Here is a 14,618-nt window from a genome sequence, read left to right as displayed (position 1 = left end):
TCTTGGGAGGTTGGTTACACGGCTGTCACTGTGTAACCCGTTTTGTCTGGTCCAGGCACGTGTGGCGCGTTGAACGGGCGAAGTTGCGCGCTCAACGGTCGCCCAGTGAGCTGGGTCACGCGTTTCACCTGGTCAGGTACTCTGCGCGACCGTGACCGATCCCCTCGCCCCGCTGCTTTCCCTGCCCGGTGTCGCAGACGCCGCGAACGCGGCCAAGGACGCCGTTTTCCAGGTGCACCGCCATCGGGTGAACCTGCGCGGCTGGGCCACGACCGCGGCCGAGGCGTCCGTCCGCGCGGCACGGGCGTCGGCGGCGCTGGAGGGCGGCCCGACCGAGATCCCGGAGTCCGGCGAGGTCTCCGACCCGGTGCTCGCGGGCTCGCTGCGGATCGCGGAGGCGCTCGGCGGCCTGGTCGCCGTCTGGCAGCGCGCACCGCTGCAGGCGCTGGCGCGGCTGCACGTCCTCGCCGCGGCGGACCTGACCCCGGAGGTCGGCCGGCCGCGCGTCGCACAGGACGTGTCGCAGCGGCTCGACCTGCTCGGCTCGCTCGTCACCGGCGGCACCTCGGTGCCCGCGCCCGTGCTCGTCGCGGTCGTGCACGGCGAACTGCTCGGCCTGGCCCCGTTCAACGTCGCGAACGGCGTGGTGGCCCGCGCCGCCGCCCGGCTGACGTCGATCTCCACCGGCCTCGACCCCAAGGGCCTCGGCGTGCCGGAGGTGGCGTGCCTGCGCCGGTCGGCGGAGTACGAGGCGGCGTCCGTGGCGTTCGCGTCGGGCGAACTGGAAGGCCTGGCGCAGTGGATCCTGTTCGTGTGCTCGTCGCTGGAGGCGGGCGCCCGCGAGGCCAGGAGCATCGCGGACGCCGCGCTCACCGGATGACGTCGGCCAGGACCTCGGCGGCCCGCACCGCGTCCTCGTCGGTCACGTAGAGCGGCGCGAACCCGAACCGCAGGACGTCCGGCGGCCGGTGGTCGCCGATGACACCTCGCGCGATCAGCTCGTCCATCACGGCCTTGGCGTCCGGGCAGCGCACGGAGATCTGGTTGCCGCGCCGCTCCGGCGTGATCACCTCCAGGTCCGTGAGCTCCTCGACCCGCTCGCGGAACACCGCGGTGAGCCGGAGCCCGCGCTCGCGCAGCTCGGCGAGGTCCACGTCGTCCCACACGTCGAGTGCCGCGTCGAGCGCCAGCATCGACAGGATGTCCGGCGTGCCGACCCGTGCCCGCGCGATGCCCGGATCGGGCTCGTAGGACGACTTCATGCCGAACGGCTCGCGGTGGCCGTTCCACCCCGACAGCGGGTTCTCGAACGTGGCCTGCTTCGCGTGCGGCACGTAGATGAACGCCGGCGAGCCGGGCCCGCCGTTGAGGAACTTGTAGGTGCAGCCGACCGCGAAGTCGACTTGGAGCTCGTCCAAGGCGATCGGCAGCACGCCCGCGCTGTGGCAGAGGTCCCACACCACCTGCGCGCCGGCCGCGTGCACCTGCTCGGTGAGCGCCTTCATGTCGTGCAGCTCGCCGGTGCGGTAGTCGACCTGGTTGAGCAACACCACCGCGGTGTCCCCGGTGAGGTCCAAAGAGGACGGATGTGCGGCCCGGACCTTGAGGCCCGTCAACGAGGCCACGGACTCCGCGATGTAACCGTCGGTCGGGAACGTCGCCTCGTCGACCACGACCTCGCCGCGCTCGGTGCCCTTCACCGCACCCATCAACGCCTTGAACACGTTGACCGACGTGGAGTCGCCGACCACGACCTGCCCCGGTGCGGCCCCGACCAGCCGGCCGATCCGGTCACCGATCCGTTGCGGCGCCTCCCACCAGCCCTCGGACCACGACCGGATCAGCCGCGTTCCCCACTGGTGCGCAACGACCTCCTGCATCCGGGCGGCGACGTGCCTCGGCGGTGCGCCGAGGGAGTTGCCGTCGAGGTAGATGACGCCTTCGGGGAGGTCGAACAGCTCACGCTTCACACGTAGCTCCTGGCGGTCCACAGCTCCGGGAACACCGCTCGTTGGGTGCGCTTCTCCAGCCATGCAACACCGGCGGACCCACCCGTGCCCACCTTCGCGCCCATCGAACGGCGGGTCGCGAGCAGGTGGTCGTAGCGCCAGCGCGCGAACTCCTCCGCGATGTCGGTCAGCGCCTCGCCGAGCTCCAGCAGGTCGCGGTCGTCGCCGCGGTAGATCGCCGCCCACACCTGCTCCACCTCGGCGGACGGCTCGTAGGCCTTGGTGAGGTCGCGGTCGAGCACCTCGGCGGGGATGCCGAAACCGCGGCGCTTCAAGGCCGCGAGCACGTCGTCGTAGAGCGACGGCTTCGACAGCGACTCCTCCAGCTGCGCGTGCATCGCGGGCACGGCGCGGTGCGGCACGAGCATCGACGCCGACTTCTCGCCGAGCAGGAACTCCACCTCGCGGTACATGCCCGACTGGAAGCCGGAGCCCTCGCCCAAGGCGTCGCGGAAGGAGTTGAACTCGGTCGGCGTCATCCGCGCGATCGGGCGCCACGCCGCGGACAGCGCCTGCAGGTGCAGGTCGGAGCGGCGCAGCGTGCGCACGGCAGCGCGCAGGTCGTCGGCGCGCAGCTCGGTCTGGGCCTGGCGCCACTCGAAGCAGAGCAGGCCGAAGTACAGCTCCATCACCTGCGTGATGACCAGGAACGACATCTCACGGGGATCTTTGGACCACTGCTGTTGAAGGGTGTGCAGCACCGACGCGTGCACGTAGTCCTCGTACGGCGTGGTGCCGCCGAAATCCAGCTTGGGGGACACGGGGCAGCTCATGCCCTCAATCCTGGCTCGAAGGGCGCGTCACCTGAATGGGCGTCGAAAGGCGTTCAGCAGAAATCTCTGCCAATCGCAAAGCAGAGAGCCGAGTAGCTTTGCGTTCATGTTGGACGACGTGGACAAGGCCCTGTTGGAGGCGCTCCAAGAGGATGCGCGCCTGTCGTACAACGAGCTGGCGCGGCGGGTGCACGTGTCGCCGCCGACGGTCGCTCAGCGCGTGCGGCGGTTGGAGAACATGGGTGCGATCACCGGTTATCGCGCCGTGGTCGACCCGACTGTCGTGGGGCGTCCGGTCGTCGCGTTGGTGCGCATGAAGTGCTACGGGCCGCGATGCATCACCGTGCACCCCGAGCTGCTGGACGACCTGCCGGAGGTCGTGGAGGTCGTGCGGCTCACCGGTGACATCTGCTCGGTGGTGAAGGTCGTCACCACGTCCATCCTTGAGCTGGAACGCCTGCTCGTCCGGTTGGCGTCGCACGGTGAGACGTCCAGCGCAATGGTGCTGTCCACGCCGATCCCGTGGCGTCCGGTGCTGCCGGGATAAGTGGAATCTAAGATTCAAATTAAGCTAGCCTCGGTCGGGTGAGGCTGACGAAGAGCACGGACATCGCGCTGCGGATCGTGATGAGGCTTGCCGTCGTGGACGGCTCGGAGCACCCGACCACACGGGACGTCGCCGCGGTCATGGGCGTGCAGTACACCCATGCGGCGAAGGTCGTGGCGCAGCTGCAGCACCTCGGTGTCGTGGAGGCGCGACGCGGCCGGGGCGGTGGCCTGACGCTCACCGCGCAGGGCCGGGCCGTGTCGATCGGCCGGCTGATGCGCGAGCTGGAAGGCGTCGGGGACGTCGTGGACTGCGAGGGCGAGCTGCGGTGCCCGCTCAGCTCGGCCTGCCGGTTGCGCCACGCCCTGCGCCAGGCGCAGGAGGCGTTCTACGCCTCGCTCGACCCGTTGTCCGTCGGAGACCTCGTCGCCCGGCCCACCGGTCCGGTTCTGCTCAGCCTGGGGCTGAAGTGAGGAGCACGTCGATGTTGTCGGAGAAGTCCGCCGAGCTGGTCGAGGCCACGTTGCCCGCGGTCGGCGCCGCCATCGGCGAGATCAGCACGCTCTTCTACCGGCGCATGTTCGCCGAGCACCCGATCCTGCTGCGGGACGTGTTCAACCGCGGCAACCAGGCCAACGGCACCCAGGCCCAGGCGCTCGCCGGGTCGGTCGCGGCCTTCGCGTCCGGCCTGCTCGCCGGGCAGCGGCCCGACGCGATGCTGCGCCGCATCGCCCACAAGCACGTCTCGGTCGGCGTCACGCCCGGTCAGTACGCGGTGGTGCACAAGCACCTCCTCGGTGCCGTCGCCGAGGTCCTGGCCGTGTCGGACGAGGTCGCGGCCGCCTGGAGCGAGGTCTACTGGCTGATGGCCGACACGCTGATCGGCCTGGAGCGGTTCCTGCCCACGGGCCAGCAGGACCACCGGGTGATCGCCCGCTTCCAGGAGACCGACGACGTGGTGACGTTCGTGGTCAGACCGGTCGACGGGCCGGTGCCGGCGAGCCAGCCCGGTCAGTACGTGTCGGTGCAGGTCCCGCTGCCCGACGGTGCCCGGCAGATCCGCCAGTACAGCCTTTCCGGGCGCACCGACGACGCGTTGCAGTTCTCCGTGAAGCGCGACGGCGAGGTGTCGAACCACCTGCACGACCACGCGCCGGTGGGCAGCACGCTGCGGCTGAGCCAGCCGGCCGGTGACGTGACGCTCCAGCCCGGCGACGGCCCGGTGCTGCTCGCCTCGGCCGGCATCGGCTGCACGCCCATGATCTCGATGCTCGCCGAGCTCGCGGCCACCGGCTCACCGCGGCGGGTCATCGCCGTGCACGGCGACCGCGACCAGCTCAGCCACCCGTTCCGCGCCGGTCTCGGCCAGCTCGTGGCGAAGCTCGCCGACGGGCAGGCGCACGTCTTCTACGAGCGGCCGATCGGGGAGTGGCCGGCCGAGCGGACCGGGTTCGTCGACCTGAGCGGCATCGAGGTCCCGCCGGACACGACCGCGTACCTGTGCGGGCCGGTGCCGTTCCTGCGCGCGGTGCGGGCCCAGCTCCTCGTCGCAGGTGTCACCGACGTCCACTACGAGGTGTTCGGGCCGGACCTCGTGTCAGCCGGCTAGCCGGTCCAGCGCGTCGCGGACGTGGCCCTTGCTGTCCTCCAGCGCGGCGGCCGCCCGTTCGGTCGGCACCCCGGACAGCAGGTGCACCAGCGCGACCTTGAGGTCACCGGACGAGTCCACGAGCGCCTTCTCGCAGGCGTTCTCGGGCAGTCCGGTGGCCTCGTGCAGAATCCGGATCGTCCGCCCGCGCAGCTTGGCGTTGGTGGCGCGCATGCTGACCATCAGGTTCGAGTAGGTGCGACCGAGCTTGACCATCACCGCCGTCGAGAACGAGGTCAGCACCAGCTTCTGCGCCGAACCCGCCTTCATCCGCGTCGACCCGGCGATCGCCTCCTGCCCGGTGTCGAGCGCGACCAGCACGTCCGGTGTGATCGGCACGGCGGCGTTGTTGGAGATCAGCACCGTGTGGGCGCCGAGCGCCTGCGCCTCCTGCAGCGCACCGATCACGAACGGCGTGCGCCCGGACGCCGTGATGCCCACGACCAGGTCCCCGGCGGTGGCGTGGCGGCGGATCTGGGCGGCACCGGAGTGGTCCTCGACCTCCTCGACCGCGCGGACCAGCGCCTCCGGTCCACCGGCGTGGTGGGCGACGAACCAGTCGGACGGCGCGTTGAACGTGGGCACCAGCTCGGCGGCGTCCAGCGTGGCCAGCCGGCCGGAGGTGCCGGCGCCGACGTAGTGCACCCGGCCGCCGGCCGAGATCGCGGCGACGCCGAGGTCGACCGCGCGCGCCAGCTCCGGCAGCACCGCGGCGACCGCGGCGGGGACCGTGCGGTCCTCGTCGTTGATCATCCGCAGCACGTCGATCGTGGGAACCCGGTCGATGTCGGCCGTGCGCGGGTTCCGCCCTTCGGTCGGAGACTCCACGTGCACCACCACACCGTTCCGGGGCGAGGTCATTTAGTCGTCTCCCGCGGCCGCCGGCGTCCGTCCGGTCTGGCTCCGAGCCGGTGGCCGGACACCGCCTCGTAGGTCGCCTCCAGCGCCGTCTTCGCCGTGTCCACGTGGTGCTGGGCGACACCGATGAACAGGCAGTCGATCACGGTCAGCTGGGCGATGCGGCTCGCCATCGCACCCGAGCGGAACGTGGTCTCGCGCGCCGCCGTGGTCAGCACGTGGTCGGAGACCTCGGTGATCGGCGAGCGCGGGAAGTTCGTCAGCGCCACGGTGGTGGCCCCGGTCTCGCGGGCCACCCGCAGCGCCTCGACGGTCTCCGAGGTGGAGCCGGTGTGCGAGATGCCCACCGCCACGTCCGCCTCGGTCAGCACCGCGGCCGAGGTCAGCGCGATGTGCGTGTCGTTCCACGCGAAGCAGGTCAGCCCGATGCGGTGCAGCTTCTGCTGGAGGTCGAACGCCACGAACGCGCTGGCGCCGAAGCCGTAGACGTCCACGCGGCGTGCGCCCGCGACGGCCTCGACGACCTTCGCGAGCGACTCCACGTCCAGCTGTTCCGCCGTCTCCTCGACGGCGCGGGCATCGGCGAACGCGACCTTGCCGACGACCTGGCGGAGGTCGTCGCCGGGGCCGATGTCGCCGCCCATGTCGTGGTTGGCCCTGGCCTGGCTGCGGGCGGTGTCCGCGGCCAGCGCGATGCGCAGCTCCGGGTAGCCGCCGACGCCGATGGCCTTGCAGAACCGCGTCACCGTGGTCTCGCTGGTGCCCGCCTGCTCGGCGACCTCGGTGATGCTGCGGTGAGCGACCGTCGCCGGGTTCTCCAGCACCACCTTGGCGACGCGCTGCTCGGCGCGCGCGAGACCCGGCAGCAACGACCGGATCTTCACCAGCGGACTGGACTCGGCACTGCTCTCAGTGGACACGTGGGAAACTTACTAACCGCCACCCCCAGGGTCAACGGAGTGTGTCCGAAAGTCACCCTCTCGGCCAGCCGTTCAGCGGACGTCGGGCTTCTTCCTGGTCGACACCGCGATCCGGTTCCACGAGTTGATCGTGAAGATGAGGGCGATGAGCTGCGCCAGCTCCTCCTCGTCGAAGTGCTGCGCTGCCCGCTCGTAGACCTCGTCGCTGACGTACTCGTGGCTGCTCAGGACGGTGATGGCTTCGGTGAGCCTCAGCGCGGCCTGCTCTTTTTCGGTGTAGACGTCGCCCGCCTCCTCCCACGCGTTGAGCAGGTAGATGCGGGCCTCGGTCTCACCGCCCTTCCGTGCGTCGACGGTGTGCATGTTGAGGCAGTAGGCGCAGTGGTTGAGCTGCGAGGCGCGGATGCGGACCAGCTCGGCGAGCTGCTCGTCGAGGCCCTCGCGGGCGGCGGCGTCGAGGGCGATCATGGCGCGGTAGACCTTCGGCGCCTTCTTGGCGAGGTCGATTCGGTTCGTCATGTGGACAAAACTAGGGCGCTCATTGGCCCTCGACATGGTGCAATCTGGTCGTGGAATCGTGGGCCAATCTTGACTTCCACCTCGACCTGTCCGGTCCGGGTGGGGTGCGGCAGCGGTTGACGGCGTCGCTGCGGGACGCGGTCCGGTCCGCGCGCCTGCCACCGGGAACGCGGCTGCCGGCCTCCCGCTCGCTCGCCGCCGACCTGGGGATCGCGCGCAACACCGTGGCCGAGGCGTACGCCGAGCTGGTGGCCGAAGGCTGGCTGACCGCTCGGCAGGGCTCGGGAACCGTTGTCGCGCAACGGGTCGCGCCGCCGCCGCAGGTGGTGCGCCGGGTCGTCGCCGACGACGTGCGGTACGACCTGACCGTCAGCACGCCCGACATCACCGAGTTCCCGCGGGCGGAGTGGGTCCGCTCGACGCGGCGGGCGCTGATGGCGGCACCGGCGGAGGCGTTCGGGCCCGGCGACCCGCAGGGGCGGATCGAGCTGCGGACGGCGCTCGCGGAGTACCTGGCGCGGGCGCGGGGCGTGCGGGCCGACCCGGAGCGGATCGTGGTGTGCTCCGGCTTCGGCGGCGCCGTGCAGATCTTCGACCGGCTGCTGACGCCGCCGGTGGTCGTGGAGGAATACGGGCTGGGGTTCCACCGGTCGCTGTGGACGTCGACCGTGCCGTTGGCGGTGGACGACCACGGCGCGAACACCGAACAACTGCCCGACGAGCTGCGCACCTGCGTTCTGACGCCCGCGCACCAGTTCCCGTTGGGCGGCCCTTTGCACCCACGGCGGCGCGCGTCGGCGGTGGAGTGGGCACGGCGCGTGAACGGGCTTGTGCTGGAAGACGACTACGACGGCGAGTTCCGCTACGACCGGCAGCCCGTCGGGGCGGTGCAGGGCCTCGACCCCGAGCACGTGGTCTACCTGGGGACGTCCAGCAAGGCGCTCACGCCCGCGTTGCGGATCGCGTGGATGGTGCTGCCGGACCGGTTCGTCGACCCGGTGCTCGCGCTGAAGACCAGCCGCGAGCAGCACATCAGCATGCTGGACCAGCTGACGCTGGCCGACTTCCTGGCGTCCGGGTCGTACGACGGCCACGTGCGCCGGATGCGGTTGAAGTACCAGCGGCGGCGCGCCCGGCTCGTGGAGGCCGTCTCGCCGTACGTGGAGATCTCCGGCATCGCGGCCGGGATGCACGCCGTGCTGGACACCCCGCACGAGACGGCCATCGTGCAGAAGGCGCGCGACCTGGGCGTGAAAGTCAGTCCGCTGTCGTGGTTCCGGCATCCGTCGAGCACCGACGACCGGACCGGGGTGGTCATGAGCTTCGGAGCGCCCGCGTTCCCACGGGCGCTCGACACGTTCGCCTCGGCGCTAGCGGCGTGCTGCTGACCAGCCCTCGGCGGTGACGTTGCCGCGTGCGTGGACGTAGACGCCACGGCCGTTGTACTGACCGGCCTTGGCGTAGACGAACCTGGTCTTCTTCTGTTCTGTGGCAACCCATCGGCGCTCAGTGGTGGTGATCGTGCGGACGTCCTGCCACGCCGTGCCGTCCCAGTGCTGGACGGTCAGGCTGTCGCCCTCGTCGACGTCCACGAACACCTCGACCGGGCGGTCCGCGGTGAGCGTGCCGCCGGAAGTCGTTGCCCGCCACTGCTTCCCACCCGACTGCACGGCGAGCGCACCGGCCAGCCCGTCGGCGACGGCGCGGCGAGCGGGGTTGACGCTGCCCCAGTCGCGGGACGGGTGCACGCGGTTCGTCAGCAGGATCGCGATGCTGCGCGAGGCCTTGTCGATCACGAACGACGTGCCCGTGTACCCGGTGTGCCCCGCGGTGCCGGGACCGCTCAACGCGCCCATGTACCAGCGCTGGTCGAGCTCGAAGCCGAGGCCGTGGGCGTTGCCGGGGAACTGCGGGGTGAAGTTCGTGAGCATCAGCTCGACGGAGTGCTCGCTGAGGATGCGCCGGCCGTCGTACGTGCCGCCGTTGAGAATGGTCTGACCGAGGACGGCGAGGTCTCGGGCCGTGCTGAACACGCCGGCGTGACCGGCCACCCCGCCGAGGGACCACGCGTTCTCGTCGTGCACCTCACCGCGGACGATGCCGCGCGGCGGGGAGGCCTGGAACTCCGTGGCGGCCGTGCGGTCCTTGTCCCGCGGGTTGTAGCCGGTGTCCGCCATGCCGAGCGGCCGGGTGATGCCGTCGCGCACGGCCTCGTCGAGCCTCTTGCCGCTGACCCGGTGGACCAGCTCGCCGAGCGTGATCAGGTTCAGGTCGGAGTACACGTACGTGCTGCCGGGCGTGGACTTCGGCTGCACGTCCATGACGCCCTTGATGCGGCTCGGGACGTCCGGGAACCGCGACCACAGCGGGATGAACGGCTCCAGGCCGCTCGTGTGGGTGAGCAGCTGCTTGACGGTGATGTCCTGCTTGCCGTTCACGCCGAACTCGGGCAGGTAATGCGCCACCCGCTGGTCGATGTCGACCCGGCCCCGCTCGACCTGCTGGATCACCGCGATCGACGTGAAGAGCTTCGAGATCGAGGCCAGGTCGAAGATCGTGTCCTTGCGCATCGCGACCCGGTCGGACTCCGGCAGCTCGGTCTGCTGGTCCCGGTAGAGGACGGCGTACCCGGTGCGGTCGTGCGTGACGACCTTGCCGTCGTGCACGTACAGCGTGACGGCGCCGGGGAACAGCGGCTTGCCGTTCGCCTGCGGCCTGGTGAAGTCGCGGACCTGGCGCAGGGCGGTGTTGATCGGCTCCGGGTCGAGGTGCGCCCAGTACGGGTTGGACGGGCGCAGCGTCGTCCGCTCGTGCGCGAAACCGTCCTGCGGCTGGTCGAAGTGGCCGGGGATGGCGACCGTCACGAGTGCGACGGCCAGTGCGGGGATGAGCATGGCGTCCTCACCGGTAGCGCAGGTAGGGCAGGCGGGTGCGGCGGAACTGCTGGAGTTCCGGCTGCCAGGCGCCCACCACGTCGTCCGCGGTCGCCCCGGCGTCGATCATCGTGCGCAGCCGGTCGGAACCGCTGAGCTTGTCGATCCAGTTGTCCGGCCGCCACGCGAACACGCCCGGGTACAGCGACTTCGCGGTGACGAGCATGGCGACGGCCGCCCTGATGGCGTCGAACTCGCGCGGGTCGGTCACGGACACGGTGACGCCGCCGCAGGTCTGGCCCTGGAACTTCTGGAACGTGGGGGAGAAGTGGGTCTCGCGGAACCGGACACCCCTGAGGTCCATCGCGTTCAACGCCTCGGCCCAGCGCCAGTCGACGCCGGGAGCGCCGACCGTCTCGAACGGGCGGGTGGTGCCGCGGCCCTCGGACAGCACGGTGCCCTCGAACAGGCAGGTACCGGGGTAGACCAGGGCGGTGTCCCGCGTGGGCATGTTCGGGCTGGGCGGCACCCACGGCAGGCCGGTGTCGAGCTGGTCGCGCCGCCAGTCGCGGACGTCGACCACCTCAAGGCGGGTCTTGACGCCGAACTCGCCCACGTAGAAGCGGCCCAGCTCGCCGACGGTCATGCCGTGCTGCTGCACGATCGGCTTCAGGCCGACACCGGTGGCGTACGCGGGGTCGAGCTGCGGGCCGTTCGCCCTGCCGCCGATCGGGTTCGGGCGGTCGAGGACGACGAAGTCCAGGCCCGACGCGGCCTGCATCGCCGTGTAGAGCGACCAGATGTAGGTGTAGAAGCGCGCGCCGACGTCCGCGATGTCGAAGACGACCGTGTCGATGCCGGCCTTGGCGAACATCGCCGCGAGCTTGGTGGCGTTCGCGCCGTACGCGTCGTAGACCGGGATGCCGGTGCGCGGGTCCCGGTAGTCGCCCTCGGAACCACCGGCCTGCGCGGTGCCGCGGAACCCGTGCTCCGGACCGAACACCGCCGTCGGCTTTGCGTCGTGCGCGACCATCGAGTCGACGATGTGCGTCTGGTCCGTGAGCACGCCCGTCGGGTTCGTCAGCACGCCGACCTTGCGGCCCTTGAGCTTGCGCCAGCCGTCCTGCGCCAGCCGCTGCGCGCCGGTCGTGAGCCTGCGGTCGGCGGCCGCGGACCCGGTGGTGGCGAGGGGGACGGACAGGGCCGCGCCGGCTGCGAGGAAGTGCCGTCGCCTCACCAGGTCACCCCGTGCCCGAACGGGTAGGGGGTCGGGCCGGGCACCGCGACGGGCAGCTTGCCCTGCGGCTTGGCCTCGCCGAGCAGGACCTTCGCGAGCGACTCCATCGACACCGCCGTGGTCGAGTAGGTGGCGAGCCACGTCTTCGCGTCGGTGTGCGCGACGTCGTACGGGTTGCCGGTGGCCACCGCGACGACCGGCTTGCCCGTGGCGACGAGCTTGGCCAGCAGGTCGAGCTGGGCAGGGCGGGTGCTCAGGTTGTTGGTCAGCACGACGATCTTGTCGGCGCTCGCGGCCGCCGTCAGCGCCTGCTGGGTCTGCGCCGGTGTCGGGCTCGTGGCGGTGACGACCTTGGCGGCTTTGAGCCTGGTCGCGAGGGCCGCGACCGGTGCGTCGCCGGTGCCGACGACCAGGGGAGCGGTGGCCTGCAGCGGGAGCGCCTGGCCGTCGTTGCGGACCGCGGTGATGGTGCGGTCGGTGATGAGCTGGGCCTTGGCGGCGTTGGAGCCGACGACCCGGTCGGCCGCGTCCGCGTCGACCTGGGCGTTGAGCATGACACCGCGCAGGAGCTTCATCTTCAGGATGCGCAGCACGCTCTGGTCGATGCGCCGCTCGGAGAGCTCACCGCTGCGCACGGCGGCGATGACGCTGTTGATCGCGAGACCGAGGTTCGGCGGCATCAGCAGCTGGTCGACGCCCGCCTTCAGCGCGAGCACCGGGATCTCGGCGTCGGAGTGCAGCTTGCGGACACCGGCCATCTCCAGCGAGTCGGTCACGACCACTCCGTCGTAACCGAGCTCCTCGCGCAGCAGACCGGTGATGACCCGCGGCGAGAGCGTGGCCGGGTTGCCGGACGGGTCGATCTGCGGCACCTGGATGTGCGCGGTCATGATCGAGTCGACCTTGGCGGCGATGGCGGCCTTGAACGGCGGCGCGTCGATCTCCCGCCACTGCTCCAGCGTGCGGTTCGAGACCGGCAGGCTGGTGTGGCTGTCCTCGGACGTGTCGCCGTGACCGGGGAAGTGCTTGGCCGTCGCGGTGACCGAGGTGGGGCTGAACCAGCGCTGCTCGTAGCCCTCGACCTGCGCCCTCGTCATGTCGGCCGCGAGCTTCGGGTCGCTGGAGAAGCTGCGCACGCCGATGATCGGGTTCGCCGGGTTGGAGTTGACGTCGGCGTCCGGCGCGAAGTTCTGGTTGATGCCCATCGAGCGCAGCTCGGCCGCGGTGATGCGGGCGGCCTCCTCGGCGTCCTCCGCCGACCGGCCCGCGCCCAGGGCCATGTTGCCCGGCAGCTGGCTGAACGGCGGGCCGATGCGCGTGACGAGACCCATCTCCTGGTCCGTCGAGATGAGCAACGGGACGCTGCTCGCCTTCTGCAGGCCGTTGGAGAGCTGCGCGATCTGCCTGGGGGTGTCGATGTTGTCGCGCGAGGAGTTGTTGAAGTAGATGACGCCGCCGGGGTGGTACTTGCGCACCACCTCCGCGGGCGTGTCGACGCCGAAGTCGGTCCGGTTCTTCGGGTGAGCGACGTCGGCTGCCTGGCCGTTCACGAACGTGACGAACAGCTGGCCGACCTTCTCCTCCAGCGACATGCCGCCCAGCGTGATCACCGAAGCGTCCGCTCGCGGTACCGGCACGAGCGTGAGCATCGCGGTGGCCAGGGTGAGCGCGGCGATTTTCCGCACGGTGTCGTGCCTCCCGGTGATCTTCCCACGAGATAACAGGCCTGTTATGCAAGTTAGTGACGCCAAGCCTATGGGTCAACGGGAGCGCATTCCGGCGACGCGCCGAGTTCTTCACAGGGTCCGCGCGGAGCTTTCACACAAAAGCAGACGGGGCGCCCCACGAATGGGGCGCCCCGTCTTCAGCGCGGGCTTGCGAGTTACCAAGCGTGCAACTCGTGTCGTACAACCCTGGCCTCGGCGTCCGGCGTCCCGGTACGCAGGCCCTAGACGACAAGCCTCCCGCGGCGTGCTGCGCGTGGGTACTCGAAGTCCGCGCACGGAGCTCCGCCGGGGTGGAGTCTGGCTCCTCTTCGCCAGGTCCCTGGCCGACCCGAGGTCCGCACCACCTATTTAAGTGCGTGGGCCCGGTCACAGCAAGGGCTCGGAAGGGTGCACCGGTCAAGCCACGTTCAGTAGTGAAAGCACTGGCGTTCCAGCGTTTCCGCGGTCGTGCCGGCGTCCGGGTACCGCTGTCGGGGCAGACGTGTGCACCCACGCGGACACCACGTGTGCGGGCCGTTGCCGCTACTGCTCGGTACGCGTCCCGATGGCTGTTCTTCGGGTCGCGAGCCTTGACTAGTCGCCCTTGCGCTTGCGCCGGAGGCCGTACCAGGCGGCCCCCGCGGCGGCGACGGCACCGAGGCTGATGGCCGTGACCGCGACCGTCCTGCCCGACGGGGTGGGGATGCGCGAGCGCAGGCTCACCGGGTCCGAGAACACCTGCACCGGCCAGTCCTTCTGGACGGCGATCCGGCGCAGGCCGCGGTCCGGGTTCACCGCGTTCGGGTGACCGACGACCTCGAGCATCGGGATGTCGCTCACCGAGTCGGAGTAGGCGTAGCAGGTGGCGAGGTCGTACCCGCGTTCTGCGGCGAGCTGCTTGATGGCCACCGCCTTGTTCTCGCCGGCGCAGTAGAAGTCGACGTCACCGGTGTAGCGGCCCCCGTTCACGACCATCCGGGTGCCGACGGAGTGGTCCGCGCCGATCAGCTGTGCGATCGGGGCGACCAGTTCCTCGCCCGACGCGCTGACGATGACGACGTCGTGGCCCTCCGCCTTGTGGTCGGCGATGAGCTGCGTCGCCTCCTTGTAGACCAGCGGGTCGACGATGTCGTGCAGGGTCTCGCTCACGATGCTGCGGATCTGCTCGACGTCCCAGCCCGCCGCCAGCGCCGTGATGTGCGCGCGCATCCGGTCCATCTGGTCCGCGTCCGCACCGGCCAGCATGAACACGAACTGGGCGTACGCGCTCTTCAGCACCGCTCGGCGGTTGATCAGCCCCTCCTGGAAGAAGGGACGGCTGAACGCCAGCGTGCTCGACTTCGCGATCACGGTCTTGTCGAGGTCGAAGAAGGCGGCGGTCCGGCTCATGGGACTCAGCTTAGGTGTACTGGTCAGTAGGCCGTTCGGGCGGCATTTCGCCGGTGGACAAAACGGTGTTGCCGCACGGTTACCGAAACTTGCCCCACGGCTGTAGCGGAAGTTGCGCGCGGCACTGGCGCATGGGGAT

Annotated in this window: 14 protein-coding genes; 5 read left to right on the top strand and 9 right to left on the bottom strand. The window is 70.5% G+C overall.

The annotated features are described in order from the left end of the window. The first annotated feature begins 151 nt into the window (after positions 1–151). On the top strand, positions 152–880 hold the full coding sequence (locus ACZ7CF_RS12915) for an oxidoreductase (protein ID WP_470369634.1): 729 nt from the start codon (positions 152–154) through the stop codon (positions 878–880). Here the strand turns inward: ACZ7CF_RS12915 and kynU are convergent. Together kynU and ACZ7CF_RS12905 are read right to left on the bottom strand one after the other, a co-directional pair. Then, positions 870–1,970, bottom strand: coding sequence for a kynureninase (gene kynU / locus ACZ7CF_RS12910; RefSeq protein WP_470369633.1), 1,101 nt, complete (start codon positions 1,968–1,970; stop codon positions 870–872). The two genes, ACZ7CF_RS12915 and kynU, sit on opposite strands and share 11 nt — an antisense overlap. Continuing rightward, positions 1,967–2,782, bottom strand: coding sequence for a tryptophan 2,3-dioxygenase (locus tag ACZ7CF_RS12905; protein WP_360385110.1), 816 nt, complete (start codon positions 2,780–2,782; stop codon positions 1,967–1,969). The genes kynU and ACZ7CF_RS12905 overlap by 4 nt, the downstream gene beginning before the upstream one ends. 106 nt (positions 2,783–2,888) lie before the next feature. Here ACZ7CF_RS12905 and ACZ7CF_RS12900 point away from each other — a divergent pair, with 106 nt between their 5' ends. Genes ACZ7CF_RS12900 through ACZ7CF_RS12890 form a run of 3 tightly spaced genes read left to right on the top strand, consistent with a single transcriptional unit; the run spans position 2,889 to position 4,938 of the window. Further along, positions 2,889–3,329 carry an Lrp/AsnC family transcriptional regulator gene (locus ACZ7CF_RS12900; protein ID WP_355559845.1) on the top strand — a complete coding sequence of 147 codons (441 nt, stop codon included), beginning with the start codon at positions 2,889–2,891 and terminating at the stop codon, positions 3,327–3,329. A 38-nt stretch (positions 3,330–3,367) separates the two neighbouring features. Then, complete coding sequence (locus ACZ7CF_RS12895) at positions 3,368–3,802, top strand: RrF2 family transcriptional regulator (RefSeq protein WP_360385112.1); 435 nt, start codon at positions 3,368–3,370, stop codon at positions 3,800–3,802. Between the two features lie 11 nt (positions 3,803–3,813). Further along, entirely contained in the window at positions 3,814–4,938 is a 1,125-nt protein-coding gene (locus tag ACZ7CF_RS12890; RefSeq protein WP_360385114.1) for a globin domain-containing protein, read from the top strand. Here the strand turns inward: ACZ7CF_RS12890 and ACZ7CF_RS12885 are convergent. The 3 genes from ACZ7CF_RS12885 to ACZ7CF_RS12875 all read right to left on the bottom strand — a co-directional run bounded on the left by ACZ7CF_RS12885 (position 4,927) and on the right by ACZ7CF_RS12875 (position 7,274). Further along, positions 4,927–5,838, bottom strand: a complete 912-nt coding sequence (locus tag ACZ7CF_RS12885) for an N-acetylmuramic acid 6-phosphate etherase (RefSeq protein ID WP_470369632.1) — start codon at positions 5,836–5,838, stop codon at positions 4,927–4,929. The genes ACZ7CF_RS12890 and ACZ7CF_RS12885 overlap by 12 nt on opposite strands. Further along, a complete protein-coding gene (locus tag ACZ7CF_RS12880; protein ID WP_360385118.1) occupies positions 5,835–6,755 on the bottom strand; it encodes a MurR/RpiR family transcriptional regulator in 921 nt (306 codons plus the stop codon). Before ACZ7CF_RS12880 ends, ACZ7CF_RS12885 begins: the two co-directional genes overlap by 4 nt. Before the next feature lie 72 nt (positions 6,756–6,827). Further along, entirely contained in the window at positions 6,828–7,274 is a 447-nt protein-coding gene (locus tag ACZ7CF_RS12875; RefSeq protein WP_360385120.1) for a carboxymuconolactone decarboxylase family protein, read from the bottom strand. Positions 7,275–7,324: 50 nt separating this feature from the next. Here ACZ7CF_RS12875 and pdxR point away from each other — a divergent pair, with 50 nt between their 5' ends. Then, positions 7,325–8,662, top strand: coding sequence for a MocR-like pyridoxine biosynthesis transcription factor PdxR (gene pdxR, locus ACZ7CF_RS12870; protein WP_470369631.1), 1,338 nt, complete (start codon positions 7,325–7,327; stop codon positions 8,660–8,662). On the opposite strand, the gene ACZ7CF_RS12865 is transcribed toward pdxR, so the two are convergent. From ACZ7CF_RS12865 to ACZ7CF_RS12850, 4 genes are all read right to left on the bottom strand, one after another. After that, positions 8,645–10,168: a serine hydrolase domain-containing protein gene (locus ACZ7CF_RS12865; RefSeq protein ID WP_470369630.1), complete on the bottom strand. Its 1,524-nt coding sequence runs from the start codon at positions 10,166–10,168 to the stop codon at positions 8,645–8,647. The genes pdxR and ACZ7CF_RS12865 overlap by 18 nt on opposite strands. 7 nt (positions 10,169–10,175) lie before the next feature. Further along, positions 10,176–11,384: an exo-beta-N-acetylmuramidase NamZ family protein gene (locus ACZ7CF_RS12860; RefSeq protein WP_470369629.1), complete on the bottom strand. Its 1,209-nt coding sequence runs from the start codon at positions 11,382–11,384 to the stop codon at positions 10,176–10,178. Then, positions 11,381–13,033 carry a glycoside hydrolase family 3 protein gene (locus ACZ7CF_RS12855; RefSeq protein ID WP_470369683.1) on the bottom strand — a complete coding sequence of 551 codons (1,653 nt, stop codon included), beginning with the start codon at positions 13,031–13,033 and terminating at the stop codon, positions 11,381–11,383. The genes ACZ7CF_RS12860 and ACZ7CF_RS12855 overlap by 4 nt, the downstream gene beginning before the upstream one ends. Before the next feature lie 651 nt (positions 13,034–13,684). Further along, complete coding sequence (locus tag ACZ7CF_RS12850) at positions 13,685–14,479, bottom strand: HAD-IB family hydrolase (protein WP_360385128.1); 795 nt, start codon at positions 14,477–14,479, stop codon at positions 13,685–13,687. Positions 14,480–14,618: the final 139 nt, after the last annotated feature.

The sequence above is a fragment of the Lentzea sp. NPDC036955 genome, from assembly GCF_055608005.1.
The sequence above is the reverse complement of the archived record's forward strand: the minus strand, read 5'-3'. Positions and strand labels throughout refer to the sequence as shown.